This window comes from Pseudogulbenkiania ferrooxidans 2002 (genome assembly GCF_000174355.1).
GTDB lineage: Bacteria > Pseudomonadota > Gammaproteobacteria > Burkholderiales > Chromobacteriaceae > Pseudogulbenkiania > Pseudogulbenkiania ferrooxidans.
On sequence record NZ_ACIS01000003.1, the window covers coordinates 422,905 to 449,096 of the forward strand.

Annotated in this window: 24 protein-coding genes and 1 tRNA gene; 9 read left to right on the forward strand and 16 right to left on the reverse strand. The window is 62.0% G+C overall.

What is annotated here, in order from left to right; all coding sequences use genetic code 11:
- Window positions 1–2: 2 nt before the first annotated feature.
- The 9 genes from nuoF to tpiA all read right to left on the reverse strand — a co-directional run bounded on the left by nuoF (window position 3) and on the right by tpiA (window position 5,754).
- Window positions 3–1,298 carry an NADH-quinone oxidoreductase subunit NuoF gene (gene nuoF / locus FURADRAFT_RS07065; RefSeq protein ID WP_008953447.1) on the reverse strand — a complete coding sequence of 432 codons (1,296 nt, stop codon included), beginning with the start codon at window positions 1,296–1,298 and terminating at the stop codon, window positions 3–5.
- Window positions 1,298–1,798, reverse strand: coding sequence for an NADH-quinone oxidoreductase subunit NuoE (gene nuoE, locus FURADRAFT_RS07070; RefSeq protein WP_008953448.1), 501 nt, complete (start codon window positions 1,796–1,798; stop codon window positions 1,298–1,300). The genes nuoF and nuoE overlap by 1 nt, the downstream gene beginning before the upstream one ends.
- Window positions 1,798–3,051: an NADH-quinone oxidoreductase subunit D gene (locus FURADRAFT_RS07075; RefSeq protein WP_008953449.1), complete on the reverse strand. Its 1,254-nt coding sequence runs from the start codon at window positions 3,049–3,051 to the stop codon at window positions 1,798–1,800. The genes nuoE and FURADRAFT_RS07075 overlap by 1 nt, the downstream gene beginning before the upstream one ends.
- Window positions 3,044–3,637, reverse strand: a complete 594-nt coding sequence (locus FURADRAFT_RS07080; protein WP_008953450.1) for an NADH-quinone oxidoreductase subunit C — start codon at window positions 3,635–3,637, stop codon at window positions 3,044–3,046. Before FURADRAFT_RS07080 ends, FURADRAFT_RS07075 begins: the two co-directional genes overlap by 8 nt.
- A gap of 11 nt (window positions 3,638–3,648) precedes the next feature.
- Entirely contained in the window at window positions 3,649–4,125 is a 477-nt protein-coding gene (locus FURADRAFT_RS07085) for a NuoB/complex I 20 kDa subunit family protein (protein WP_008953451.1), read from the reverse strand.
- On the reverse strand, window positions 4,116–4,472 hold the full coding sequence (locus FURADRAFT_RS07090; RefSeq protein ID WP_008953452.1) for an NADH-quinone oxidoreductase subunit A: 357 nt from the start codon (window positions 4,470–4,472) through the stop codon (window positions 4,116–4,118). Before FURADRAFT_RS07090 ends, FURADRAFT_RS07085 begins: the two co-directional genes overlap by 10 nt.
- A gap of 90 nt (window positions 4,473–4,562) precedes the next feature.
- Window positions 4,563–4,647 (reverse strand) — tRNA-Leu (locus tag FURADRAFT_RS07095).
- 14 nt (window positions 4,648–4,661) lie between these two features.
- Window positions 4,662–5,006 carry a preprotein translocase subunit SecG gene (gene secG, locus FURADRAFT_RS20110; protein WP_081455941.1) on the reverse strand — a complete coding sequence of 115 codons (345 nt, stop codon included), beginning with the start codon at window positions 5,004–5,006 and terminating at the stop codon, window positions 4,662–4,664.
- Window position 5,007: 1 nt separating this feature from the next.
- Window positions 5,008–5,754: a triose-phosphate isomerase gene (gene tpiA / locus FURADRAFT_RS07100; RefSeq protein WP_081455942.1), complete on the reverse strand. Its 747-nt coding sequence runs from the start codon at window positions 5,752–5,754 to the stop codon at window positions 5,008–5,010.
- A 156-nt stretch (window positions 5,755–5,910) separates the two neighbouring features.
- Between tpiA and pstS the strand changes: the two genes are divergently transcribed.
- The 5 genes from pstS (at window position 5,911) to FURADRAFT_RS07125 (ending at window position 11,414) form a co-directional block, all read left to right on the forward strand.
- Complete coding sequence (pstS, locus tag FURADRAFT_RS07105; protein WP_008953454.1) at window positions 5,911–6,951, forward strand: phosphate ABC transporter substrate-binding protein PstS; 1,041 nt, start codon at window positions 5,911–5,913, stop codon at window positions 6,949–6,951.
- Window positions 6,952–7,071: 120 nt separating this feature from the next.
- On the forward strand, window positions 7,072–8,034 hold the full coding sequence (pstC, locus tag FURADRAFT_RS07110; RefSeq protein ID WP_008953455.1) for a phosphate ABC transporter permease subunit PstC: 963 nt from the start codon (window positions 7,072–7,074) through the stop codon (window positions 8,032–8,034).
- A gap of 77 nt (window positions 8,035–8,111) precedes the next feature.
- Window positions 8,112–8,960: a phosphate ABC transporter permease PstA gene (gene pstA, locus FURADRAFT_RS07115; protein ID WP_050773221.1), complete on the forward strand. Its 849-nt coding sequence runs from the start codon at window positions 8,112–8,114 to the stop codon at window positions 8,958–8,960.
- Window positions 8,961–8,972: 12 nt separating this feature from the next.
- Window positions 8,973–9,737, forward strand: coding sequence for a phosphate ABC transporter ATP-binding protein PstB (gene pstB / locus FURADRAFT_RS07120; protein WP_008953457.1), 765 nt, complete (start codon window positions 8,973–8,975; stop codon window positions 9,735–9,737).
- A 216-nt stretch (window positions 9,738–9,953) separates the two neighbouring features.
- Window positions 9,954–11,414 carry an inorganic phosphate transporter gene (locus FURADRAFT_RS07125; protein ID WP_008953458.1) on the forward strand — a complete coding sequence of 487 codons (1,461 nt, stop codon included), beginning with the start codon at window positions 9,954–9,956 and terminating at the stop codon, window positions 11,412–11,414.
- Window positions 11,415–11,460: 46 nt separating this feature from the next.
- Here FURADRAFT_RS07125 and recG read toward each other — a convergent pair whose 3' ends face one another.
- From recG to FURADRAFT_RS07140, 3 genes are all read right to left on the reverse strand, one after another.
- Window positions 11,461–13,509 (reverse strand): ATP-dependent DNA helicase RecG, encoded by a 2,049-nt coding sequence (gene recG / locus FURADRAFT_RS07130; RefSeq protein ID WP_008953459.1) that lies wholly within the window; start codon window positions 13,507–13,509, stop codon window positions 11,461–11,463.
- A 271-nt stretch (window positions 13,510–13,780) separates the two neighbouring features.
- Window positions 13,781–14,215 carry a DUF2147 domain-containing protein gene (locus tag FURADRAFT_RS07135; RefSeq protein ID WP_008953460.1) on the reverse strand — a complete coding sequence of 145 codons (435 nt, stop codon included), beginning with the start codon at window positions 14,213–14,215 and terminating at the stop codon, window positions 13,781–13,783.
- A gap of 82 nt (window positions 14,216–14,297) precedes the next feature.
- Window positions 14,298–15,143 carry a PhzF family phenazine biosynthesis protein gene (locus tag FURADRAFT_RS07140; RefSeq protein WP_008953461.1) on the reverse strand — a complete coding sequence of 282 codons (846 nt, stop codon included), beginning with the start codon at window positions 15,141–15,143 and terminating at the stop codon, window positions 14,298–14,300.
- 337 nt (window positions 15,144–15,480) lie between these two features.
- On the opposite strand from FURADRAFT_RS07140, the gene sstT reads away from it, so the two are divergent.
- Complete coding sequence (sstT, locus tag FURADRAFT_RS07145) at window positions 15,481–16,731, forward strand: serine/threonine transporter SstT (protein WP_008953462.1); 1,251 nt, start codon at window positions 15,481–15,483, stop codon at window positions 16,729–16,731.
- Between the two features lie 119 nt (window positions 16,732–16,850).
- Here sstT and FURADRAFT_RS07150 read toward each other — a convergent pair whose 3' ends face one another.
- The 4 genes from FURADRAFT_RS07150 to dusA all read right to left on the reverse strand — a co-directional run bounded on the left by FURADRAFT_RS07150 (window position 16,851) and on the right by dusA (window position 20,311).
- Window positions 16,851–17,234 carry a RidA family protein gene (locus FURADRAFT_RS07150; RefSeq protein ID WP_008953463.1) on the reverse strand — a complete coding sequence of 128 codons (384 nt, stop codon included), beginning with the start codon at window positions 17,232–17,234 and terminating at the stop codon, window positions 16,851–16,853.
- A 2-nt stretch (window positions 17,235–17,236) separates the two neighbouring features.
- On the reverse strand, window positions 17,237–18,421 hold the full coding sequence (hemW, locus tag FURADRAFT_RS07155; RefSeq protein ID WP_328269398.1) for a radical SAM family heme chaperone HemW: 1,185 nt from the start codon (window positions 18,419–18,421) through the stop codon (window positions 17,237–17,239).
- A gap of 112 nt (window positions 18,422–18,533) precedes the next feature.
- Window positions 18,534–19,127: an RdgB/HAM1 family non-canonical purine NTP pyrophosphatase gene (gene rdgB / locus FURADRAFT_RS07160; protein ID WP_008953465.1), complete on the reverse strand. Its 594-nt coding sequence runs from the start codon at window positions 19,125–19,127 to the stop codon at window positions 18,534–18,536.
- A 242-nt stretch (window positions 19,128–19,369) separates the two neighbouring features.
- Window positions 19,370–20,311: a tRNA dihydrouridine(20/20a) synthase DusA gene (gene dusA / locus FURADRAFT_RS07165; RefSeq protein WP_008953466.1), complete on the reverse strand. Its 942-nt coding sequence runs from the start codon at window positions 20,309–20,311 to the stop codon at window positions 19,370–19,372.
- Window positions 20,312–20,734: 423 nt separating this feature from the next.
- On the opposite strand from dusA, the gene FURADRAFT_RS07170 reads away from it, so the two are divergent.
- From FURADRAFT_RS07170 to FURADRAFT_RS20490, 3 genes are read left to right on the forward strand one after another with little or no spacing between them, the layout of a single operon-like run.
- Window positions 20,735–23,422, forward strand: a complete 2,688-nt coding sequence (locus tag FURADRAFT_RS07170; RefSeq protein ID WP_008953467.1) for a type VI secretion system Vgr family protein — start codon at window positions 20,735–20,737, stop codon at window positions 23,420–23,422.
- Window positions 23,422–25,149 (forward strand): esterase/lipase family protein, encoded by a 1,728-nt coding sequence (locus FURADRAFT_RS07175; protein ID WP_040652488.1) that lies wholly within the window; start codon window positions 23,422–23,424, stop codon window positions 25,147–25,149. Before FURADRAFT_RS07170 ends, FURADRAFT_RS07175 begins: the two co-directional genes overlap by 1 nt.
- A gap of 12 nt (window positions 25,150–25,161) precedes the next feature.
- On the forward strand, window positions 25,162–26,142 hold the full coding sequence (locus FURADRAFT_RS20490) for a T6SS immunity protein Tli4 family protein (RefSeq protein ID WP_160165310.1): 981 nt from the start codon (window positions 25,162–25,164) through the stop codon (window positions 26,140–26,142).
- Window positions 26,143–26,192 lie beyond the last annotated feature (50 nt).

Sequence of the window (26,192 nt, forward strand, 5' to 3'; positions counted from 1 at the left end):
GCTCAACACCATTTGTGGTCCACCAAGGTCTTTCCGTGTTCGATCGCGTATTCGAACTCGTGACGGAAATGCTTGGTGAAACTGCGAACCGGGAACACCGCGGCATCGGCCAGGGCGCAGATGGTGCGGCCCGCCATGTTGTTGCCAACGGAATCCAGAAGCTCCAGATCGCCCGGACGGCCTTCGCCGTTGGCGATGCGATGGATCACGCGATAGAGCCAGCCGGTGCCTTCACGGCACGGCGTGCACTGACCGCAAGACTCTTCGTGGTAGAAGTAGGCCAGACGCTCCAGCGCCTTGATCATGCACACGTCTTCGTTCATCACGATCACGGCACCGGAGCCCAGCATGGAGCCGGCCTTGCTGATGCTGTCGTAATCCATGGTGCAGCTCATCATGATCTCGGCCGGCAGAATCGGCGCGGACGAACCGCCCGGGATCACCGCCTTGAGCTTCTTGCCGTCCCTCATGCCGCCTGCCATTTCCAGCAGCGTCGAGAACGGGGTGCCGAGCGGAATCTCGTAGTTGCCCGGACGATTGACGTGACCGGAGACCGAGAACAGCTTGGTGCCGCCGTTGTTCGGCTTGCCCGCTTCGAGGAACTTCTGCGCGCCGTCGCGGATGATGAACGGCACCGAGGCGAACGACTCGGTGTTGTTGATGGTGGTCGGCTTTCCGTAGAGGCCGAAGCTAGCCGGGAACGGCGGCTTGAAGCGCGGCTGGCCTTTCTTGCCTTCCAGCGACTCCAGCAACGCGGTTTCCTCGCCGCAGATGTAGGCACCGTAGCCGTGGTGGGCGTACAGCTCGAAGCTGAAGTCGGTGCCGAGGATGTGCTGGCCAAGGAAGCCGGCCTTGCGGGCCTCTTCCAGCGCTTCTTCGAAACGCTGGTACTCGGCGAAGACCTCGCCGTGGATGTAGTTGTAGCCGGCCTTGGTGCCCATCGCGTAACCGGCGATGATCATGCCTTCGATCAGCGCGTGCGGGTTGAAGCGCAGGATGTCGCGGTCCTTGAAGGTGCCCGGCTCGCCCTCGTCGGTATTGCACACGACGTACTTGTCGCCCGGGAACGAACGCGGCATGAAGCTCCACTTCAGGCCGGTCGGGAAGCCGGCACCGCCACGACCGCGCAGGCCGGAGTTCTTCACCTCGGCGATCACGTCTTCCTGCGGCAGCTTGCTGTCGAGAATCTTGCGCAGCGCCTGGTAGCCGCCACGTGCCACGTAGGCATCGAGGCGCCAGGCATCGGCGGCGGCCGTGTCCACCCCGTCGAAAATCACACCATTGACGAAGACTGCCATTATTTCAACTCCGCCAGTTTTTTATCGATAGCTTCGGGCGTCATGAAGCTGCACATGCTGTGGTTGTTCACCAGCAGCACCGGCGCATCGCCACAGGCACCCATGCACTCCCCTTCCAGCAGGGTGTACATGCCGTCGGTACTGGTTTCGCCGATGGCGATGCCCAGCTTGCCCGAGATGTACTCGGCCGCGTTGACGCCGCCGGACAGGGCACAGGGCAGGTTGGTACAGACGGTGATTTTGTATTTGCCCACCGGCTTCATGTCATACATGTTGTAGAAGGTGGCGACTTCGTAGGCAGCTACCGGGGGAATTTCCAGGTAGTTGGCGACGAACTCGATCACCTCTTGATTCAGGCAGCGGGCTTCCGGGGTTTCACCGGTGGAACGCCGCTCTTCCAGCGCGATGCGCAGAGCGCCCATGACGGCGGAGCGCTTCTGGTCGGCCGGATATTTGGCGACCTCGCGGTCGATCAAGGCAAGCGATTGTGCGGACAGCATCAGCGGTCAATCTCCCCAAACACGATATCCTGTGTACCGATGATCGCCACCACGTCGGCGATCATGTGGCCGCGCGACATTTCGTCCAGGGCCGCCAGATGGGCGTAACCCGGCGCGCGGATTTTGAGACGGTACGGTTTGTTGGCGCCATCCGACACCAGGTAGATGCCGAATTCACCCTTGGGGTGTTCCACCGCGGCGTAGGCTTCGCCTTCCGGCACGTGCATGCCTTCGGTGAACAGCTTGAAGTGGTGGATCAGCTCTTCCATGTTGCTCTTCATGCCTTCCCGCGAAGGCGGAGCAACCTTGAAGTTGTCGGTGATGACCGGCCCCGGATTTTTCTTGAGCCAATCGACGCATTGCTTGACGATGCGGTTGGACTGGCGCATTTCCTCGATGCGCACCAGATAGCGATCGTAGCAGTCGCCATTGACGCCAACCGGGATGTCGAAATCCATGCGGTCGTAGACGTCGTAGGGCTGCTTCTTGCGCAGGTCCCACTCGATACCCGAACCGCGCAGCATCGGCCCGGAGAAGCCCAGGTTCCGTGCGCGCTCCGGCGATACGACGCCGATGCCGACGGTACGCTGCTTCCAGATGCGGTTGTCGGTCAGCAGGGTCTCGTACTCGTCCACGTAGGTCGGGAAACGCTGGGTGAAGGCGTCGATGAAGTCGAGCATGCTGCCCTGGCGGCCTTCGTTGAGTTTGGCCAGTTCACGTGCGTTCTTGATCTTGGAAACGGTGTACTGCGGCATCGAATCCGGCAGGTCGCGGTAGACACCACCCGGACGGAAGTACGCCGCGTGCATGCGCGCACCGGAAACGGCCTCGTAGCAGTCCATCAGGTCCTCGCGCTCACGGAACGCGTAGAGGAACACGGTCATCGCACCGATGTCGATGGCGTGGGCCCCGATCCACAGCAGGTGGTTCAGGATACGGGTGATCTCGGCGAACATGACGCGGATGTACTGCGCCCGCTCGGGAACTTCTACCCCCAGCAGCTTCTCGATCGCCAGGCAGTAGGCATGCTCGTTGCTCATCATGGAGACGTAGTCGAGACGGTCCATGTACGGCAGCGACTGGATGAAGGTCTTGCTTTCGGCCAACTTCTCGGTGCCGCGATGCAGCAGACCGACGTGCGGGTCGGCGCGCTGGATCACTTCACCATCCAGCTCCAGCACTAGGCGCAGTACACCGTGTGCCGCCGGGTGTTGCGGACCGAAGTTGAGCGTGTAGTTGCGAATCTCAGCCACCGTAGGTCTCCTCGCGAATGATGCGCGGGGTGATTTCCCGCGGTTCGATGGTGACCGGCTGGTAGATCACCCGTTGTTGCGTCGGGTCATAGCGCATTTCGACGTAGCCGGACAGAGGGAAGTCCTTGCGGAACGGGTGGCCGACAAAGCCGTAGTCGGTCAGCAGGCGGCGCAGGTCCGGATGGCCGTCGAATACGATGCCAAAGAGGTCGAACGCTTCGCGCTCGAACCAGTTGGCGGAATTCCACACGCCGACGACGGAATTCACCACGGGGAAATCGTCTTCCGGTGCGAAAGTCTTAAGACGGATGCGCCAGTTGTGCTTGAGGGACAGGAGATGAGAAACGACGGCAAAGCGCGGACCATCCCAGGGCTGGTCCTTGTAGCTGCTGTAATCAACGCCACACAGATCGATCAGTTGCTCGAACGACAACTCGGCGTGATCACGCAGCAGGGAGGCTACTTCGACGATGTTTTCTGCCTTGCAGACGATGGTCAGCTCATCGAGCGCCAGCGTGCTCTGGACAAGCCTGTCGCCCAGCACCTGCTCGACAACCGACTTGAGCGCTTCCATTTTGGAGGCCATGGGTTTCTACCTTAGCGGGCAATGGTGTTAGTACGTTTGATCTTGTTCTGCAGCTGGATGATGCCGTACAGCAGCGCTTCGGCAGTCGGCGGACAGCCCGGCACGTAGACATCAACAGGAACGATTCGGTCGCAGCCCCGCACCACGGAGTACGAGTAGTGGTAGTAGCCACCACCGTTGGCACAGGATCCCATCGAAATAACCCAGCGCGGCTCGGCCATCTGGTCGTACACCTTGCGCAGGGCGGGGGCCATCTTGTTGCACAGCGTACCGGCCACGATCATCAGGTCAGACTGGCGCGGACTCGGGCGGAACACCACGCCGAAGCGGTCAAGGTCATAACGGGCCGCACCCGCATGCATCATTTCCACCGCACAGCAGGCAAGGCCAAAGGTCATCGGCCACAGCGAACCGGTACGCGTATAGTTGATGAGCTTATCGGCGGTAGTGGTGATGAAACCTTTTTCGAGAATGCCTTCTACTCCCATTCCAGGGCTCCCTTTTTCCACATGTAGACGAAGCCGAGCGTCAGAACCGCAATGAACTCCACCATGACACCAAAACCGAACGCACCGAGTTCCTTCAGCACGACGGCCCAAGGGAACAGGAAGGTGATTTCGAGATCGAACAAAATGAAGAGGATGGCTACGAGGTAATAACGCACGTCGAACTTCATGCGCGCGTCTTCAAAGGCCTCGAAGCCGCACTCGTAAGGAGAGAGTTTTTCAGGATCAGGACGATTAGGAGCAACCAGCCACCCCAGCAGGATGGGGCCGACACCAACCAAGAGCCCTACTATGACGAACAACAGAATGGGAAAGTAATTTTGCAGCATTTCCCGTATACCCCCAAAAAAAGGAGGTATGACCCTCCTTGGCTCGAAATAAAACAGGCCACCGGAATCCCGGTGGCCTGTTTTTTACGGTGGTGCCGACAGTGAGACTCGAACTCACACAGCTTTCGCCACTACCCCCTCAAGATAGCGTGTCTACCAATTTCACCATGTCGGCACATAACTAAACTTTTATTCCGGTATCTTCGAACCGGCAGGCTTCTGATTCGCGGCACCGCCCGGGAGTTGCGGCACTACTTTTTCAATTTGCCCACCCATCACACCCAGCTCGCTAGAGGGACCAGCAGAGAGCTTAACCAAGGCAAGACAGGTCGAGAAAAACACAATAGCTGCAACAGCAGTGGTTCGACTCAGAAAGTTTGCCGAACCAGAGGCCCCAAACAAACTACCGGACGAACCTGCGCCGAACGCCGCCCCCATATCCGCACCCTTGCCGTGCTGCATCAGGACAAGAACAATAATTGTTACTGCGGATATGATATTAATTACCCAAACGAGCGTTTTTAGAATTTCCATACTATATCAATTTTCTAGCGGTTTGGCAAATCATCGAAAACGACTCTGGAACCAGGGATGCACCCCCTACCAGCGCCCCGTCAACATTATCGAGAGACAGGATTGCCATCGCATTGTCTGCTTTGACGCTGCCGCCGTAGAGGACGCGAATATTAGCAGAGCCCTTGAGCCGGCGCAAGCATTCGGCTTTTATTTCACGGTGGATTTCGTCGATCTGCTCGAGACTGGCCACCTTGCCCGTACCGATCGCCCATACCGGCTCATAGGCCACCACCGCCTGCCCGCCGTCGATGCCGTCGAGCACCGACAACTGCTCGCGGATTACGGCGAGATGACGATCCGCTTCGCGTTCAGCCAGAGTCTCGCCAACGCAATATACCGGAGTGAGGCCGGCCGCGATGGCGTTGCGCAGCTTCAGACTCAGCGCCTCACTGCCTTCACCAAGATACTGACGGCGCTCGGAATGGCCTACCAGCACGTAGTGGCAGCCAACGTCAGCCAGCATGTTGGCCGAGCTTTCTCCGGTAAAGGCACCGTCTTCGGCGAAGCGACTGACGTCCTGGGCCGCCAGCACCAGGCCCTGCCCGCCAAGCAAGGATCCGACCGATACCAGGTAGGGAGTGGGAACCGCGATGGCGACGCCGGAACGGTTGACCGACTCCGACGCCAACAATTGCGCCACCAATTGCGCGTTGAACGCATGGCGCCCATGCATTTTCCAGTTTCCAATCACCAACTTATCAGCCATAACACCCCCATATTATTTCGACGCGCATTATATCCCCGATCTAAGGAGCGTCAAATCGCCTACCGGCAGCGCCCAAAAGACAACTTGTAATATTTCTGCAAAATACGAGGACTAGGATGCGTCCATCGTCAACTGTGTCGCTCACACGGAGTAAGCATGAAACAGTCCATTCGCCTGGCCGCCTCGTTGGTTCTGACGGGGGCCGTTGTGTCCGGAACGGCTTTCGCCGCAGACATTACCGGTGCCGGCGCTACCTTCCCTTACCCGCTGTATGCAAAATGGGCCGAAGCCTACAAGGCGGCCAGCAACAACAGCATGAACTACCAGTCGATCGGTTCGGGCGGCGGCATCAAGCAGATCCAGTCGAAGACCGTTGATTTCGGTGCTTCCGACATGCCGTTGAAGCCGGAAGAACTGGCCAAGTCGGACCTGACCCAGTTCCCGACCGTGATCGGTGGCGTGGTGCCGGTGTACAACCTGCCGGGCGTGGCTGCAGGCCAGGTCAAATTCACCGGCGCGCTGCTGGCTGAGATATTCATGGGCAAGGTCAGCAAGTGGAACGACCCGGCCATCGCCAGCCTGAACCCGGGCGTCAAGCTGCCGGATCAGAAGATCACCGTGGTGCGCCGTTCGGACGGCTCCGGCACCACCTTCATCTTCACCAATTACCTGTCCAAGGTGTCCAGCGACTGGGCCGGCAAGGTGGGCTCCAACACCGCCGTGAACTGGCCGACCGGTGTGGGCGGCAAGGGTAACGAGGGCGTGGCCAACTACGTGACCCGCATCAAGGGTGCCATCGGCTACGTCGAGTACGCCTACGCCAAGCAGAACAAGCTGTCCTACGGCCAGCTGCAGAACCAGGCTGGCGCCTATGTTGCCCCGAGCGAGGAGAGCTTCAAGGCCTCTGCCGGCAACGCCGACTGGAAGAACGCCCCGGGCTTCTACCTGATCCTGACCAACCAGCCGGGCAAGACCAGCTGGCCGATCTCCGGTGCCACCTTCATCCTGATGCACAAGAAACAGGACAAGCCGGTACAGGGTAGTGAAGCGCTGAAGTTCTTCGACTGGGCGTACAAGAACGGCGACAAGACCGCGCTGGATCTGGATTACATTCCGATGCCGGCCAACGTCAAGGCCACCATCCGCGACAGCTGGAAGCAGATCACCGACAACAGCGGCAAGGCCATCTGGAAGTAAATCGCCATATCAGACGGCGGCTGGCACAATGGGGGTTACGCCCTGCCAACGCCGGGCGATCAGGCCGGGGAGACGACTCTCCCCGGCTTTTTGTCTGGATCGAAATACATAGAGCCATACATGGAAAAGTACAATAACGAGCAGCGGATGAACCGTCAGATGATGCTCGACAAGCTGTTCCGGAACGTCACGCGAATGTTCGCGTTCCTGGTTCTGGCGCTGTTGGTCGGCATCCTGATTTCTCTCGTCATTGGCGCCCTGCCCAGCATCAAGGCCTTCGGCTGGCAGTTCTTCATGACCAGCGACTGGGACCCGGTATCCCAGAAGTTCGGCGCGCTGGTGCCGATTTACGGCACCTTGGCCACCTCGCTGATCGCCCTGTTGATCGGCGTGCCCGTCAGCTTCGGCATTGCCCTGTTCCTCACCGAACTGTGCCCGACTTGGCTCAAGCGCCCGCTGGGGATCGCCGTGGAGCTGTTGGCAGGCATTCCCTCCATCATCTACGGCATGTGGGGCTTGTTCGTGTTCGCCCCGCTGTTCGCCGACCACGTGCAGCCGATGCTGATCGACAACCTGGGCGAGCTGCCGCTGATCGGCTTCCTGTTCCAGGGCGCGCCGATGGGCATCGGCATCTTCACCGCCGGGCTGATCCTGGCGATCATGATCATTCCGTTCATCGCCTCGGTGATGCGCGACGTCTTCGAAGTCGTGCCGACCCTGCTCAAGGAATCGGCGTACGGCCTGGGCTCCACCACCTGGGAGGTGGTGCGTTACGTGGTGCTGCCCTACACCAAGACCGGCGTGGTCGGCGGCATCATGCTGGGACTCGGCCGTGCCCTGGGGGAAACCATGGCGGTGACCTTCGTGATCGGCAACTCGTCGAATTTCGCCACCGGCCTGTTCGAGCCGGGCAACTCGATTGCCTCGTCGCTGGCCAACGAATTTGCCGAGGCGAGCGGCGAACTGTACATGTCCTCGCTGATTCAACTCGGCCTGATTCTGTTCTTCATCACCTTCGTCGTGCTGGCCTGCTCCAAGATGCTGCTGCTGCGCCTGAAAAAGCAGGAAGGGAAGGCATCATAATGAATGATCGTACACATATCCCTGCGGCCATCCCGTCCCCTGCGACCGAGAGCCCGGGACAGACTGGGCGCTTTGCCATGGATCCATCGATTTACCGCCGCCGCCGCCTCATCAACGCCATCAACATGGGGGCGTCGATGATGGCGATGATGTTTGGCCTGTTCTGGCTGTTCTGGATCCTGTGGACCCTGATCGACCAGGGCCTGGGCGGACTGTCGCTCGACGTGTTCAGCCGCAGCACGCCCCCCCCGGGCAGCGTCGGCGGCCTGGCCAACGCCATCTACGGCAGCCTGCTGATGACGCTGTTCGGCACCCTGATCGGCACCCCGATCGGCATCCTGGCCGGCATCTACCTGGCGGAGTTCGGCCAACGTGGCTGGCTGGCGCCGGCGACCCGTTTCATCAACGACATCCTGCTGTCGGCACCGTCGATCGTGATCGGCCTGTTCATCTACGAGATGTACGTGGTCAGCGTCGGCCATTTCTCCGGCTGGGCCGGGGCGCTGGCCTTGTCGATCCTGGTGATCCCGGTGGTGGTGCGCACCACCGAGAACATGCTGCGGCTGGTGCCGGGGAGCCTGCGCGAAGCCGCGGCGGCCCTGGGGGCACCGCAGTGGAAGGTAACGCTGTACGTGACGCTGCGCTCGGCCAAGGCCGGAGTGCTGACCGGCATCCTGCTGGCGGTGGCGCGCATTTCCGGCGAGACCGCGCCGCTGTTGTTCACCGCGCTGAACAACCAGTTCTGGAACAGCAATATGAACCAGCCGATGGCCAACCTGCCGATCGTGATCTTCCAGTTTGCCATGAGCCCCTACGCGGACTGGCACACCCTGGCCTGGGCCGGGTCGCTGTTGATCACCTTCAGCGTGCTGGCGCTGAACATCGTTGCCCGCTGGATGGGCAGTCAGAAAACCCAATCGCATTAAGGCTTGACGGACATGGCTGAAAACAACATCAAGCTTCAGGTCAAGAATCTGAACTTTTACTACGGCAAGTTTCACGCCCTGAAGGGCATCAACCTCGACATCGCCTCGCGCAAGGTGACCGCCTTCATCGGCCCCTCGGGCTGCGGCAAATCGACCCTGCTGCGAACCTTCAACCGCATGTTCCAGCTCTACCCCGGGCTGAACGCGGAAGGCGAGATCCTGCTCGACGGCCACAACATCCTCGGCCGCGACGTCGACATCAACCTGCTGCGCGCCAAGGTCGGCATGGTGTTCCAGAAGCCGACGCCGTTCCCGATGTCGATCTACGACAACATCACCTTCGGCGTGAAGCTGTACGAGAAGCTGTCGAAGGCGGAGATGGACGATCGCGTGGAATGGGCGCTGCGCAAGGCGGCGCTGTGGAACGAGGTGAAGGACAAGCTGAAGCAGTCGGGCAACTCGCTGTCCGGCGGCCAGCAGCAGCGCCTGTGCATCGCCCGTGCCGTGGCTTCGCGTCCGGAAGTGCTGCTGCTCGACGAACCGACCTCGGCACTGGACCCGATCTCGACCGCCCACATCGAAGAGCTGATCCATGAGCTGAAAGAGGACTACACCATCGCCATCGTGACCCACAACATGCAGCAGGCGGCGCGGGTATCCGACTACACCGCCTACATGTACCTGGGCGAAATGGTCGAGTTCGGCGATACCGATGCGATCTTCACCACACCGAAGAAGAAGGCGACCGAGGATTACATCACCGGCAAGTTCGGCTGATTGCCGCTACCTCACGCCATTTGCCACGCCCCTGCCTGCAGGGGCGTTTTGCGTTGGGGATGCCCCGTGGCGAGACTATGACAGAATGCTGGATTTGCCGCCGTCAAGTTGGCGTGGCGCACCCAGCCTCCATTGCCACACCCGGCGTGAAAAACTTGACGTTCCCACGGCCAAAGCCAACAATTCCGCCCTTCTTTCATCTTATTGAAACTTATCATGCTGGACATCTTTTCAGGGCTGGAAACCCATGTGGCCCTGACCCTGATCCTGTCACTGGGCTTCGTGCTGGCCTTCGAATTCATCAATGGCTTCCATGACACCGCCAACGCCGTGGCGACGGTGATCTATACCCAGTCGATGAAACCGCAGGCGGCAGTCATGCTGTCGGGCATCTTCAACTTCCTCGGGGTGCTGACCGGCGGTCTGGCCGTGGCCTACGCCATCGTCAACCTGTTGCCGGTGGACCTGCTGGTGGCGGTCAACTCGAACCGCGGCATGGTAATGGTGTTCTCGCTGCTGGCCTCGGCCATCATCTGGAACCTCGGCACCTGGTATTTCGGCATCCCCTCCTCCAGTTCGCACACCCTGATCGGCTCGATCCTCGGCATCGGCATCGGCAACTCGCTGATCAACGGCACCGATGTCAGCACCGGCATCAACTGGGGCAAGGCGATCGACGTCGGCATGTCGCTGCTGTTTTCGCCGCTGTTCGGCGCCGGCCTGGCCGGCCTGCTGCTCTACCTGCTGATGAACTGGTGGCCGCGCAGCAACATCCACAAGAGCCCGTTCCAGCGCCAGCAGATCGAAGGCCGCAAGCATCCGCCGTTCTGGGCGCGCTTCATGCTGATCGTGTCGTCGATGGGGCTGAGCTTCTCGCACGGCTCGAACGATGGTCAGAAGGGGGTCGGCCTGGTGATGCTGGTGCTGATCGGCATCGTGCCGGCGCAGTTCGTGGTGAACCTGGACAGCGACCCGATCCAGATCGAACACACCAAGATCGCCGCGCTGCAGCTCAAGGAGCTGTACCAGCGCAACGAAGCGGCGATCGTGGCGCAGTACCCGGCCTCCGCCAAGCCGAAGCAGGCGTTCAGCTGCAGCCCGGCGGCCACGCAACAGTACGCCGGCACGCTGCTGTCGGCGATCGGCGAGGCCCGAAGCTTCCCGCAGTTGCCGGAAAGCCAGCGCTGGGCTATCCGCACCCAGCTGATCTGCCTGGCCGACAGCGCCAAGAAGATCGCCAAGATCGCCAGCATCGGCGACGTCGAGAAGAAACAGCTCAAGGGCATCCAGCGCGACCTGACTGTCACCACCGAGTACGCCCCGATGTGGGTGATCGCGGCGGTGGCGCTGGCCATGGGCATCGGTACCATGGTGGGCTGGAAGCGCGTGGCACTGACCGTGGGCGAGAAGATCGGCAAGAAGGACATGACCTATTCGCAGGGGATGTCGGCACAGATCGTCACCGGCGTGGCGATCGGTCTGGCCAGCCTGGTGGGGGCCCCGGCCTCGACCACCCACGTGCTGTCGAGCGCGGTGGCGGGCACCATGGTGGTAGGCCGTTCCGGCCTGCAGCTGTCGACGCTGAAAAGCATCCTGATGGCGTGGATTCTGACGCTGCCGGTGTGCATCGGTCTGTCGATCGGCTTCTACTACCTCGGCGTACATCTGTTCGTCTGAGCATCGCCACCGGACAAGACCAGGGCCGCTTCGCGCGGCCCTTTTTTCATGCCTTGAGGAAGTGTTCGCGCCCGGCCAGCCAGCGTGTGAGATGGGCCGCGGCTTCGTTCGGCCAACGTTTGAGCAGCTCGGGGGCCAGTTCCTTGGCCGCTTCCAGCAGTTCGATATCCTGCTCCAGGTCGGCGAAGCGCAGCATCGGCAGGCCGCTCTGGCGGGCGCCGAGGAATTCGCCGGGCCCGCGGATGTTGAGGTCCTGGCGCGCGATCTCGAAGCCATCGGTGTTTTCGTAGATCACCTTGAGCCGTGCCTTGGCCAGTTCCGACAGCGGGGTATCGAACATCAGCACGCAGGCGCTCTTGGCGGCGCCGCGTCCGACGCGGCCGCGCAACTGGTGCAGTTGCGCCAAGCCCATGCGTTCGGCGTGCTCGATCACCATCAGGCTGGCGTTGGGCACGTCGACGCCGACCTCGATCACCGTGGTGGCCACCAGCACCTGCAGCTCGTTGGCGGCAAACGCCGCCATCACCGCCGCCTTTTCTGCCGGTTTCATGCGGCCGTGCACCAGGCCGACGCCCCATTGCGGCAGGTCTTCGGCCAACTGGGCGTGGGTGTCGACCGCAGTCTGCAGCTGCAGCGTTTCCGATTCCTCGATCAGCGGGCACACCCAGTAGGCCTGCTGGCCGCCGCTGCAGGTGCGGTCGACGTAGGCCACCACCTCGTCGCGGCGCGCGCTGTTGATCAGCTTGGTGACGATCGGGGTGCGCCCCGGCGGCAATTCGTCGATCACCGAGACGTCGAGGTCGGCGTAGAAGCTCATCGCCAGTGTGCGCGGGATCGGCGTGGCCGACATCATCAGCTGGTGCGGCTCGCCGCCCTTGCCCTGCAGCGCCAGGCGCTGGCCGACGCCGAAGCGGTGCTGCTCGTCGACGATGGACAGGCCCAGGTTGTCGAACACCACCTCGTCCTGGAACAGCGCGTGGGTGCCGATCACCAGCCGCGCCTGGCCGCTGGCGACCTGCTCCAGCGCGGCAGTCTTCTGTTTCTTGCGCAGCGAGCCACTGAGCCAGGCCACCTCGATGCCGAGCGGCGCCAGCCAGGCGGCCAGCTTGAGGTAGTGCTGTTCGGCGAGGATCTCGGTCGGCGCCATCAGCGCCACCTGGAAGCCGGCCTCGATCGCCGCCAGCGCGCTCAGCGCCGCGACCACGGTCTTGCCGCTGCCGACGTCGCCCTGCAGCAGGCGGTGCATGGGGTGGGGCTGCGCCAGGTCGGCGGTGATTTCCCCCAGCACCTTCTGCTGCGCTGCCGTCAGGGCGAACGGCAGGCTGTCGGATAGCGCGGCGCGCAGCCGTCCGTCGCCGGCGATCACCGGCGCCTTGCCGCGCCGTCGCGCCCGGTACGCCAGCCGCATCGACAGCTGCTGCGCCAGCAGTTCGTCGAACTTCAACCGCTGCCAGGCCGGCAGCGCCGGGTCGGCAAGCTGGGTGGCGGAGTATTCCGGCGTTGGCGCGTGCAGCAGGCGGATAGAGTCGGCAAACGGCACCAGCCCGTGGTGCTCGCGTACCGCCTCCGGCAGGGTGTCGCTCAGGCTCTGCGCCTTCAGTTCGGCGTGGATCAGCCGGCGCAGCACCGGCTGGGTCAGTCCGTTGACGGTGGGGTAGACCGGCGTGAGGCTGTCGGCCAGCGGATCGCCCTCCAGCACCTCGCGAATCTTCGGATGCACCATCTCGTCGCCGCGAAAACCGCGCCGCACCTCGCCCAGCGCGCGCACACGCTGGCCTTGCGCCAGCTGCTTGAGATGATTGGGATAGAAATGGATGAAGCGCAGCATCAGCGTGCCGCTCTTGTCCTCGAGCTGCACCAGGAGCTGCTTGCGCGGGCGGTACTGTACTTCGTGCGCCACCACCTCGCCCTCCACCAGCACCGCCTGGCCATACGGCGCCTGGGCGATCGGGTAGAGGTGGGTCTCGTCCTCGTAGCGCAGCGGCAGATGCAGAACGAGGTCGAAACGGCGGCGAATGCCCAGCTTCTCCAGCCGCTTGGCGGTGGCGGGCGCCACGGCGGGCGGCTGGCTGGCGATATCGGGAAAGGTGCTCATCACCGGCCGATTGTACCGAAAAACAAAAAGGCGGAAGACACTGCGGTGTCATCCGCCCCGGGAGGGTCTGGCTGCTGCTGGATTTAACCCCGGCAGGCGAGCGAGCCGAGGCAGGTGGAGTGCGGCCGAAGCACAGGAACCGGGATGTAAACGGAGTACATGAGGATTCCGTATCGCGGAGCGAATTGCTGTGTGCAAATCTCCGCTATAAAGTCGCACGCACTCCGCCGGCACTCAAGAGGCGAAGGCCCAGCCGCCGGATGTCATGCGCTTACTGGCGCTCCCACACCTGGGTCCGCCCCAGCAGCGACACGCCGAGGAAACCGCGCACCTCCAGCTTGTTGCCGCCGTCCACCAGTTTCATCTTGGCGCTGTAGACCTTGCCCGACTTGGGATCGAGTATCTCGCCGCCGTTCCAGACTTCACCGTCCTTCTTCAGGCCCCAGACGATGGTCAGGCCGTTGATCGGCTTGCCCTTGTTGGCGCCGTCGCACTTCTCACACACAGCGTCCGGCTTGTTGAACAGCTTGACGATCCGGCCGGAGAGCTGGCCGTCGGCGCCCTCGCTGATCTGCACCAGCGCCTTGGCCTGCTTGGTTTCGTCGTCGATGGTCTTCCAGGTGCCGGCGGCGCTTTGCGCCCAGGCCGCCGGTGTCAGCAGCACGCAGGCCAGGACCAGCAGGGTTGCTCTTGTAGCGTTTTTCATGGTGTTTTCTCCTCGTGTCAGCCCACTATTTAAACGTTGGTTTGGAGCCGTGACTCGAGGATGCCCGCGCACCGGGCCAGCGTCAAGAATCGGGCAGCTCGAACACCCCGGACGCGACAAAAATGACACGCCCGCCCACCCTCACGCGGCCCGCCGCATCGACCGACAGTTGCAGCACGTTGAGGCGGTCGATGGCGTGCCCCTGCTCGATGCGCCAAGCCAGAGGATGGCGCCCGTTCAGCGCGCACCAGCCGCCCAGGTTGGCACAGGCCGAACCGGTGCCCGGATCCTCGATCACCGCGCCGTGCTGCTCGAAGAACAGCCGCACCGTGGCGACGTTGTCGCCCTCGTGCCACAGATAGGCAACGCTGCGCCCTGGCTGGAGCGTGGCGCGCTGCATGAACAACTGGGGGTCGGGGCGCGCCGCCAATACCGCCTCACGGCTGGCTATACGCACCAGCAGCTGCTCGGTGCCGGTGTCGAGCCATTCCGGTGCGGCGACGATGTCGGCTTCGGCCAACCCCAGCATCGCGGCGGTATCCGCCAAGCCGAGTCCGGACGGGCGTGCCGTGGCGGCGTTGGCCTGCAGCGTGAACACGCCATCGCGCTGCGTCAGCGGAATTGGTCCGGCCTCGGTTTGCAGCACGAAGTCGTCGCCGGCCCGCCCCAGCCGATGCAGCACCGCGGCGCTGCCGAGCGTGGGGTGGCCGGCAAATGGCATTTCGTAACTTGGGGTGAAGATGCGCAGGCGTGCCGCCGCCTTACTGGAGGGGAACAAAAACACCGTTTCCGACAGGTTGAACTGGCGCGCGATGGCCTGCATGGCCGCATCGTCTAGCCCTTCGGCATCGGTGAAGACCGCCAGCGGGTTGCCGCCGAAGTGGCTTTCGGCGAACACGTTGACAAGCTGGAAGGGGAACAGGTGCATCGCGACTCCTCGGCAGGCAATGAAAATGCTTGATTAGGCCATAGCCCCTCGCCTCACGACAGATGACGCCGCCAAACAGTCTGTTCTGCGCCGGCGTCATGACGCGCTACCGCGCGGCCCCGCACACAGCGGATGCTGCGTTTTTTCTCATCAGTGAAATTTGTTATGATCCTCGGCTGATGCGCTTGTTTTCAATTGCTTTATCGTCGTAAAACACACACCTTTCACTACGTAAAAGCCGAAAGCCATCGATCAGCGGACTGTCATGCATCAGCGCCAAAAGCGCTGCCGGCATCCTGCCCGCCCTTGCCAACCCACGATCTGCGACAGGGACCTTATGCAGCAGAAATCTTCCATCTTCAGCCGGATCATGAACGGCAGCATCGTGCTGCAGATTCTGCTCGGCATGCTGGCCGGCATGGCGCTCGCCATGACTGCGCCGGAAGCGGCCAAATCCGTTACCTTCCTCGGCAGCCTGTTCGTCAAGGCGCTGAAGGCCATCGCCCCGCTGCTGGTCTTCGTGCTGGTGGCCAGCGCCATCGCCAGCAAGAAGCAGGGGGTGCAGACCAATATGCGCCCGGTGCTGACGCTGTATCTGGTCGGCACCTTCCTGGCCGCGCTGACCGGCGTGATGGCGAGCTTCCTGTTTCCGACCCAGCTGACCCTGGCGGCGGCGGCCACCGGCACCACGCCGCCGGGCGGGATCGCCCAGGTGATCAATAACCTGGTGTTCCAGATCGTCGACAACCCGATCAACGCCATCGCCAGCGCCAACTACATCGGCATCCTGGCCTGGGCGGTAGCGCTGGGCATGACGCTGAACCATGCCAGCGACAGTACCAAGCAGATGCTGAACGAAGTCGCCGACGCGGTATCACGCATCGTGCAGATCATCATCCGCTTCGCCCCGGTCGGCGTATTCGGCCTGGTGTCCGACACCATCGCCACCACCGGTTTTGGCGCGCTGTTGGGCTACAGCCAGCTGCTGCTGGTGCTGGTGGGTTCGATGCTGTTCATCGCGCTGGTGGTGAACCCGGTGATCGTGGCGCTGACCCTGCGCCGCAACCCGTTCCCGCTCGTGTTCACCTGCCTGCGCGAAAGCGGCGTGACCGCGTTCTTCACGCGCAGCTCGGCGGCCAACATCCCGGTCAACATGAACCTGTGCAAGAAGCTGGGCCTGAACGAAGACACCTACTCGGTATCGATTCCGCTGGGTGCCACCATCAACATGGCCGGCGCGGCGATCACCATCTCGGTACTGAGCCTGGCGGCGGTGCACACGCTGGGCATCCATGTCGACCTTCCCACCGCGCTGCTGCTGTCGGTGGTGTCGACCGTCGCCGCCTGCGGCGCTTCCGGCGTGGCCGGCGGCTCGCTGCTGCTGATTCCGATGGCGTGCAGCCTGTTCGGCATCAGCAACGACGTGGCGATGCAAGTGGTGGCCGTCGGCTTCATCATCGGCGTGGTGCAGGACTCCGCCGAGACCGCACTCAACAGCTCCACCGACGTGCTGTTCACCGCGGCGGCCTGCCTGGCGGCCGGCGACGTCGCCGACACCGCGCCGCAACTGGCCAGCAACGAGGCCTGAACGTCGCGATCTCCCCTCCGAAGGCACCCGCGCGGTGCCTTTTTTGCGTGCCAAGGTTGGCCGAAGGCAAAGAAAAAGCGGCCACTAGGGCCGCTTTGACTGCCGATTCGGGCGGGCGCTTATTCCAGCACCAGCACCGCGTCGGCTTCCACCTGCACGCCCTTGGGCAGGCTGGCCACGCCGATGGCGGCGCGCGCCGGGAACGGCTGGCTCATGTACTGGCCCATCACTTCGTTGAACACGGCGAAGTTGGACAGGTCGGTCAGGTAGGCGTTGAGCTTGACGATCTGGTCGAGCGAGCCGCCGGCAGCTTCACACACGGCCTTGAGGTTCTTGAACACCTGGTGGGCCTCGGCGGCGAAACCGCCTTCCACCACGGTCATGGTGGCCGGGTCGAGCGGGATCTGGCCCGACAGGTACACGGTGTTGCCGGCCTTGACGGCCTGCGAGTAGGCGCCGATGGCGGCCGGGGCGTTGTCGGTGTGGATGATTTCTTTTGCCATGCTTATTCTCCTTCTTTCAGAAACAGGGTTAACAGGTCGTTGAGGAAACGCTGGCCTTTCAGCGTCGGCTTGAGCGTGGTCAGGTCGCGTTCGATCAGCCCCTGTGCCTCGGCCTCGGCCAGTTCGCGCTGGATGTGCGTCAGCGGCAGGCCGGTGCGCTCGGCGAACAGGCGCAGCTCGAAGCCGTCGGTCAGGCGCAGCAAATTCATCATGAATTCGAACGGCCGGTCGGCGCGGGCGATGCGCTCGCGGCTCTGCGTCGGCCGGCCCTCGGCCACCGCCTTGAGGTAGGCCGCCGGCTGCTTGTAGCGCATCTCGCGCACGATGCCGTCGTGGGCGCTGATCTTGGCGTGCGCCCCGGCGCCGATGCCGAGGTAGTCGCCGAACTGCCAGTAATTCAGGTTGTGGCGGCACTCGCGGCCGGGCCGTGCGAAGGCGGAGGTTTCGTAATGGCCAAAGCCGGCCTCGGTCAGGCGCGCTTCCAGCGCCTCCTGCATGTCGGCCGACAGTTCGTCGTCCGGCAGCTTGGGCGGCAGGTAGCGCGCGAACAGCGTGTTGGGTTCGATGGTGAGGTGATACGCGGAAACATGCGTGACGCCAAACGACAAGGCAGTGCCCATATCCGTCAGAGCCTGCTCCAGGGTCTGGCCGGGCAGCGCGTACATCAGGTCGAGGTTGACGTTGTCAAAGTGCGTCAGCGCGATATCCACCGCGCGTCGCGCGTCGTCACCGTGGTGGATGCGTCCGAGCGCCTTGAGGTGCGCCGGGTCGAAGCTCTGGATGCCGATCGACAGGCGGTTGATGCCAGCCTCGCGGAAGCCCTTGAACTTGTCCGATTCAAAGGTGCCGGGGTTGGCCTCCATGGTGATCTCGGCATCCGGATAGAGCCGCACACGGGCGCGGATGCCGGCCAGCAGCGTGTCCATCGCCCGCGCCGAGAACAGGCTCGGGGTGCCGCCGCCCATGAAGATGGTGTGCACCGGCCGCCCCCACACCGCCGGCAAGGCGCTTTCGAGGTCGGCGAGCAGCGCTGCGACGTAGGCGTCCTCGTCGAAACCATTCTTGACCTCGTGCGAGTTGAAGTCGCAGTACGGGCACTTCCGCACGCACCAGGGGAAGTGGATGTACAGCGACAGCGGCGGCAGTTCCCGTAATCCGCTCAGCCCTGAAAGCGATATCTTTGTCACCGTCACTGCGCGGCTCCTCGCCGTACTTCTCGTACTGTCTCGTCGCGGCTCGCTCGGTTTCGCGATCTCGCTTCCAGTGCGTTGCGGCTTACCATTTTGTCATTCGCCTGGCTCATGCCAGCGCCTTGAGCTTGGCCATCAGCGCCTGCACCGCCTGGCCGCGGTGGCTGACGCGGTTCTTCTCGGCGGCGTCGAGTTCGGCAGCGGTGCGACCGTAGCCGGGCAGCAGGAAGTACGGATCGTAGCCGAAACCGCCCTCGCCACGCGCGCTGTCGATCACCTCGCCGTACCAGACGCCGTCGGCGACGATGGGCTGCGGGTCGTCGGCGTGGCGCACCAGCACCAGCACGCAGTAATACCAGGCGCGGCGGTTGGGCTCGCCGGCCAGCTTTTCCAGCAGCAGCGCGTTGTTGCGCGCGTCCGATTTCGGTTCGCCGGCGAAGCGTGCCGACTGCACGCCGGGGGCGCCGGCCAGCGCCTCGACGCAGATGCCGGAATCGTCGGCCAGCGCCGGCAGGCCGGTGATGCGGCTGGCGTGGCGGGCCTTCTCCAGCGCGTTTTCCAGGAAGGTGTGGTGCGGTTCCGGGCACTCCGGCACGTCGAACTCGCCTTGCGGATGCACGGCTACGCCGAGTTCGGCGAACAAGGCGGAAAATTCTTTCAATTTGCCGGCGTTGTTGCTCGCCAGCACGATACGGTCGAACATGCGTTCTCCTGGAGTGAAACCTGCTACCGGCTGCGATTTAGCCATAGATACGCGCGCATCGGAAGCGAAAAATCAGGAACAGTCAATTCAGCAGAATAACTCCTGATAATCAGAAATTATTACTGCATATTTGTTAATAAATGGTTATTTACACCAAGAAAAACAAGATAGGAGCGACATAGCCCTGATGAAAAAATAACGGCCGGAGGGACGCGGGAGTCCCGCCGACCGCTTGCCATGCCTCAGCCGCGTCGCGTCGCGTCGCGCGCCGCCAGCAGCAGGCCGGCGTCGGCCCCCTTGAGCAAGGCGGCGTCGGACAGCATGCGGCGCCAGGCGCGGGCACCCGGCAGTCCCTGGTAGAGACCAAGGATATGGCGCGCGACGTGGCGCAGCTGGGTGGCGGGCTCGGCCAGACGCTGCTCGATATACGGCAGCATCGCCTCGACCACGGCGTCGCGGGTGGCCTCGGTGTGGGCGTCATCGTAGAAACGCGCGTCCCAGTCCGCCATCAGCCACGGGTTGTGGTAGGCCTCGCGCCCCACCATCACGCCATCCACATGCTGCAGGTGGCGGGCGATCTCGTCGTTGCTCTTCACCCCGCCGTTGAGCAGGATTTCGACGTCGGGAAAATCACGCTTGAGACGGTAGACGTAGTCGTATTTCAGCGGCGGGATTTCGCGGTTTTCCTTGGGCGACAGGCCCTTGAGGATGGCATTGCGGGCATGCACGATGAAGGTGGCGCAACCGGCCTCGACGATGTGGCCGACGAAGTCGCGCACGTAGCCGTAGTCTTCCACCGCGTCGATGCCGATACGGTGCTTGACGGTGACGTCGATGCCCACCGCATCGCGCATCGCCTTGACGCAGTCGGCCACCAGTTGCGGTTCGGCCATCAGGCAGGCGCCGAACGCCCCCTTCTGCACCCGTTCCGAGGGACAGCCGACGTTAAGGTTGACTTCGTCGTAGCCCCATTCTTCGGCCAACCTGGCGCAGCGTGCCAGCTCGTCCGGCTCCGAGCCCCCCAGTTGCAGCGCTACCGGGTGCTCGCACTCGTGATAGCGCAGGTGGCGGGCGACATCGCCGTACAGCAGCGCCCCGGTGGTGACCATCTCGGTGTAGAGCCAGGTGTGCCGGGTGATCTGGCGGGCGAAGAAGCGATAGTGGCGGTCGGTCCAGTCCAGCATAGGTGCAACCGACAGCCGTCTGGCAGAGCGTGTGGCTTGATTCATGTTATTGGCGGAGCGATCCGTTCCGTTAGCACGTGTTTCGTTTCTGTTCATTCAGGCCGATTCTTGACCATTTATGCCTTGCCGGTGCTACACAACGAATCACCTTCATCGCACAACACGGTTATCTGACTAAGCGATTGAAAATCCTGCAATTATCTCGTCCCGTATCTGCCTGGGTCAAGGGAATAGTCTGCCTAGTGACCGGACTGCAAACCAGCCAGACCATACCGCCCTTCCCGCTCGGCGCACCATTGCCAAGGCTTTTCCTCCGGCCTCACGCTACCGCTGCACCCGACTTCCCGGCAACTGCAATGCAATCGACATAACAAGGCCAAAAACATACAATAACTGCTTGTCATTTAAAGCCTCGTCCTCGACATGAACCTCCCCGACCTGCTCGCCAGCTTCGCGTCCGCCTTCAACCAGGACCAGCGCCTGCTTAGCCTGCAGCTGGGCGACGGCAAGCGCTGGGGCGAGGCGTTGTTGCCGCTGAGCCTGTCCGGTGACGAAGCGCTGGCCGGCGATTACCGCTTCCGCGTCGAGTGCCTGTCCGCCAGCGACAGCATCGAGCTGAAGGCGCTGCTCGGCCTGCCGGTACGGCTCGGCATCGCCGGTGCCGATGGCAGCGAGAGCCTGCGCTGCGGCGTGGTCAGCGCCGCCGAGGCGCTAGGCAGCGATGGCGGTTTTGCCCGTTACGCGTTGACCATCGAGCCGCCGTTTGCGCTGCTGCGCCTGCGCCGGACTTCGCGCGTGTTCCAGGATCTGTCGGTGGACGCCATCGTGCGGCAGATCTTTGCCGAGCACGCTGCGGCCAACCCGGTATTCGCCGCAGTGCAGGGGCTGGAATTTGCGCTGGCCGGCGCGCTGCCGAATCGCAGCTACTGCCTGCAGTACCGCGAATCCGACCACGATTTCATCTGCCGCCTGCTGCGCGAAGAGGGGCTGAGCTGGCGCTACGAACACCTGGATGGCGACACGCCGCAGGTGCGGCTGCTGGCCTTCGACGACCCGTACGCGCTGCCTGCGGCCAACCTCGAGCGCGTGCGTTTCCACCGCAGCGATGCCACCGAGGAAGAGGATGGCTTGACGCGCTGGGACGGCGCGCGCCAGGTCGTGCCGGGCAGCGTGGCGCTGGCCAGCTTCGACTACCAGCCAGTGGCCACCGGCCACAGCGGTGACGAGTCGGCGCTGGATCAGGGGCTGGACGGCAGCCGGCTACAGAGCAGCCTGCAGCACTACGACGCGCCCGGCGCCTACTACGCCAGCGACGCCGAGCAGCTGAGCCACTACGCGCGGCTGCGGCAGCAGGCACACGATGCGCAGGCCAAGCGCTTTACCGGCGGCGGCGCGGTGCGCGGCCTCACCGCCGGGCAGTGGTTCCGCCTCGACGACCACCCGGCGCACGACGGCGACAGCGCCGAGCAGCGCGAATTCGTGGTCACCCGCCAGACGCTGAATGTACGCAACAACCTACCGGCCGAGCTGGCCCGCAGCCTGCCGACAGCCTTGCGGCCAACGTTGGCCGCAGGCAGCGATGGCGATGACGCACCGTTCCGCACCGCCTTCGACGCCCAGCGCCGCGGCCTGCCGCTTACCCCGGCCTACGCGGCCACCAGCCACGCCAAGCCCACCGCGCGCGGCGCGCAGACCGCCACCGTGGTCGGCCCCGCCAACGAAGAAGTCCACACCGACGCCCACGGCCGCATCAAGGTGCAATTCCACTGGCAGCGGCCGGACGAGCATCCGGACAGCGGGGCCAACCTCGACGAGCGCTCCAGCTGCTGGCTGCGTGTCGCCATGCCCAGCGCCGGCGCCGGCTGGGGCCACCAGTTCATCCCGCGCATCGGCCAGGAAGTGCTGGTCGATTTCATCGAAGGCGACATCGACCGCCCGGTGATCACCGGCGTGCTGTACAACGGCAGCCACCCGCCGCCGGCGTTCAGCGGCGCCGGCAAGCTGCCGGGTAACCGCACGCTGTCCGGCATCAAGAGCAAGGAACACCACGGCGGGCAGTACAACGAACTGCTGTTCGACGACACCCCGGGCGAGGTGCGCGCGAAACTCAGCAGCGAATACGGCCACACCCAGCTGAACCAGGGCTACCTCGCCCACCCGCGGCAGGACGGCAAGGCCACGCCGCGTGGCGACGGCTTCGAGCTGCGCACCGACCTTTCCGGCGCACTGCGCGCGGCTCAAGGCTTGTTGCTCAGCGCCCATGCCCGCCAGGGCGCAAGGGGCAATCAGCTGGACAGAGAGGAGCTACTTGGCCAGTTACAAATGGCCCTGTCCATTGCCCAAGAACTGGCCAAGCAAGCCGAAACCCACGAAGCAGAGAGCACGGATACCCAGCCACAGCAACAGCTCCTGGAGCATATCCAGCAGTGGGAAAACGGCGGCAACACCGCAACCCAAGCCAAGTCAGGTCATAAAGCCATCATGGCGCTGGGAGCGCCGGAAGGCATCGCGCTGGCCAGTGAGGCCAATATTGCGGTGGCCGCCGGCAGCAACCATGACCTGGTGGCCGCCAAGGACAGCAATGTCAGTGTCGGGCAGATGCTACGCATGCGCGTCGGGCAGTCGCTCTCCATCTTCGTGCAACAGCTGGGCATGAAGCTGATCGCCGCCGCAGGCCCTATCCGGATCCAGGCTCAAAGCGACGGCGTGGAAATCGGTGCCGCCAAACTGCTGCACTTGTACTCGCTGGAAAAGATCGTGATGGAAGCGCCAGAAGTGGAAATCCGCGGCAAGAACGGCAGCGCCATCTACAGCAACGGCATCGTCACTAAAACCACAGCCAGCCACACCCAGCACGCAGGTAACCACGTCATGGACGGTCCGGCCAGTGTCAGTGCACAGTTACCCGGCATGCCGCAAAGCTCACTGACCACCAATGAACAATTTGGGGTGGCCGGTCGCTCCGGCAAAGCGCAGCCCACGCTCCCGCACGAGGTACTCAACGGCCAGGGCAAGCTGGAAGGCTCCGGCAGCACCGATAGCAGCGGCGCTACCGCGACCTTGAGCGGCAAACTCATGGATCAGTTGAAGATGACACTTAAACGGAACTGATGATGGCAGACGTCTTGAACAGTGCAACCCGCCGCATACCCCTGCAATTCGACAAGCAGGGCAACCCGTATTTCGAATCGGTTAAAAGTCCGGACAGCTTCAAGCAACGCGCGCTGTGCGTGAAACCGCCGCACAACGTGATCCCGGTGATCTTTGTGCCAGGAATTATGGGGACGAATTTGAAGCTACAAGGCAAGGATGGAAGAGATGCCTGGTCCCCTCCCAATGGCACTCTGGAAGGGATAGGCGCCGCCGGGAGAGGAGTAAAGCAAACACCCTCAGAACGCCAAGAGCTCTTCGACCCCAACAACACCGAAGTCAACCTCGATGGCCCTTGCAAGATCCCCGGCGACCAGTACTGGGTGACGGCGGAAGAAGCCAAGCGCCGCGGCTGGGGCGCACTGCACGCAGATAGCTACCACTCTATCCTTCAACAGCTGGAAGTCAGTCTCAACGACCAGTACAGCAAACCCGGGCGGTCACAGGAACATGGCAATTTCCTGCTGCCAGAAATTGGCCTGCTCGGTCACCTCAATGGTGTAGGCCCGGCGGCATCTCGTACGTCCGGCGAGCCAGACTATGCCGCGGTGGCGGCAGCAGCCGTGAAAGCCTGGAACACGACGCCGCCGTCCTTATCCGAAGAGGAAATACTGCGTCTGGACGATTATTACTACCCGGTATGGGCGCATGGTTACAACTGGCTGCAAAGTAACGAAGACTCGGCAAAATCCTTGGTAGAAAAAATCGACCAGGTCATCGAACACTACCAAAAGACAGATTACTTCGACTGCGAAGGCAAGGTGATCCTGGTCACCCACTCGATGGGGGGCCTGGTAGGTCGCCGCGCCGCCCAACTTGCACCGGACAAAGTGTTGGGCGTAGTGCACGGCGTACAGCCTGTGGCCGGAGCACCAGTGGTCTACCGCCGCTTCCGCGCCGGTACCGAAGTCGGTGGCTTCTTCGACATTGAGGGGGCGGCGGTTGCTGCCATCATCGGCTGGAATGCTGCCGACATCACCCCGACCTTGGCTTGCTCGCCAGGGCCCATGGAACTGCTGCCAACCCCACACTACCCGCCCGGTTGGCTGAAAGTCACCAAGAAAGGCAGTGAAGAAGTGCTAATCAACTTGCCACAGGCCGACCCTTACGAGGAAATCTACAGCAAGACCACCGACGACTGCTGGTGGGGCATGCTGGATCCGGCGCTGATTGATCCGGCCAACAAGTTAACCTCGGAAGACAGCACGCCTCTGCAGGTGCACCGGAATGCCTTAGACCTCGCTAAAGATTTCCACAATACCCTTGGTCTGTATGCCCACCCACAAACCTATGGCTACTACGGCATTGATGAGAAGAAATACCGCACCTTCGGTCATATCCATTGGCAAACCTCTGGCGACATCCCCAATGATGACGTGCTGCCATTGATTTACCAGCAAGACAGTCAGCGGTCTTTGACTGGTAAAAGCACCGTACCTTTGTATGGCGAGGCCAGCTCTCCTGAAGTCAAATTCAAGCTTGGCAATGATCGTGACCAAGGTGGGGACGGTACGGTGCCACTGGATTCAGCCAAAGTGCTGGCGCAACTGCAACCGCCACCCAAGGTGGTCTTTCGCATCGCTGGCTTCGATCACCAGATGAGTTACAAAAACCCTTACGCCATTCAGGCCACGGTCTATGGCATTGCCAAACTGGTGCAGTTGGCCGCACCGGCTACCCCATTATGAAAAGCGCCAATCATGCCTAACCCCCGATACTTTCTAGCGCTGATGCTGCTGGCCAGCATCCCTGTTTACGCGGCGGAGTCCCAGATGTTTGACAAGATGAAGACTTATTGTTTTGGCCGTTACCTGGTGGATGTGCCCTATGAGGCCGAACTGAAGGGACAAGGAAATACTTACCTGAGCACCACGATAAAAACTGAGCGTGGAGGTGAAGCTTTGCTCCGACAAAAAATTGAAAATAAATTAAATGAGTTGAAAGAAGGTAAGGCTGCATCAAAGCGGTTTCAGTTCAATCGAGAGATTGCGCCAAGCAAGACAAGCCATTTGTTACTTGGCTACAAGGAAGCATTTGGTAGCCCAATGTACAGCATTGATTCATTCAAGTGGGATCGAGGGTGGATTTTTACGACTTCAAGAGGCCCTTACGATGACAAGAAAATCGATTCAATAATTGCTAGATTTAATGACTACTTAAAGAACGTTCGTTATCGTCCTGATCGAGAGATCCCAACCGAGGCAGGATTTTGTATCGAAAATGGTTTTATTGCCAACAATGGTGACGTCTCCCAGTTTGAGCAATCAAGTCTAGCCTTTAGAGTTAAGAGCAATCAGGATGTACGAATCAGGATTCGTAGCAATGTGGAATTCAAAGAATTTCCCTCTATATTAGCGCGACAAAAAGAACTGGAAAATCGGTATCCAGGTCAAATAAAGCACGTTCGAGCTGGCCTACTCTCTGTGAATGGCATGAACGGGGAGGAGTCCCTCATGTACTTCCCTTCGGATGATAAAACAGGAGAAGCACATGACTTTTCTTGGGAAACGATGGGGGAAATCGGTAACCCGCAGAAACCTTATATCCGGCTTGACATAACCTCGGGTGAAGGGGGCGCAGGTGTAACAGGAGTATCTTCCATGTCCACGAAGCAGATCCAAGCCCTCTACGAGTCTATCGTCAAGACCATTCGCCTGCGGCCAACGACAGAGGCTCGATAAGGTATTTGAGCTACGACCAACCAGGCATTGCCCACCCGGCTAGCTGAACA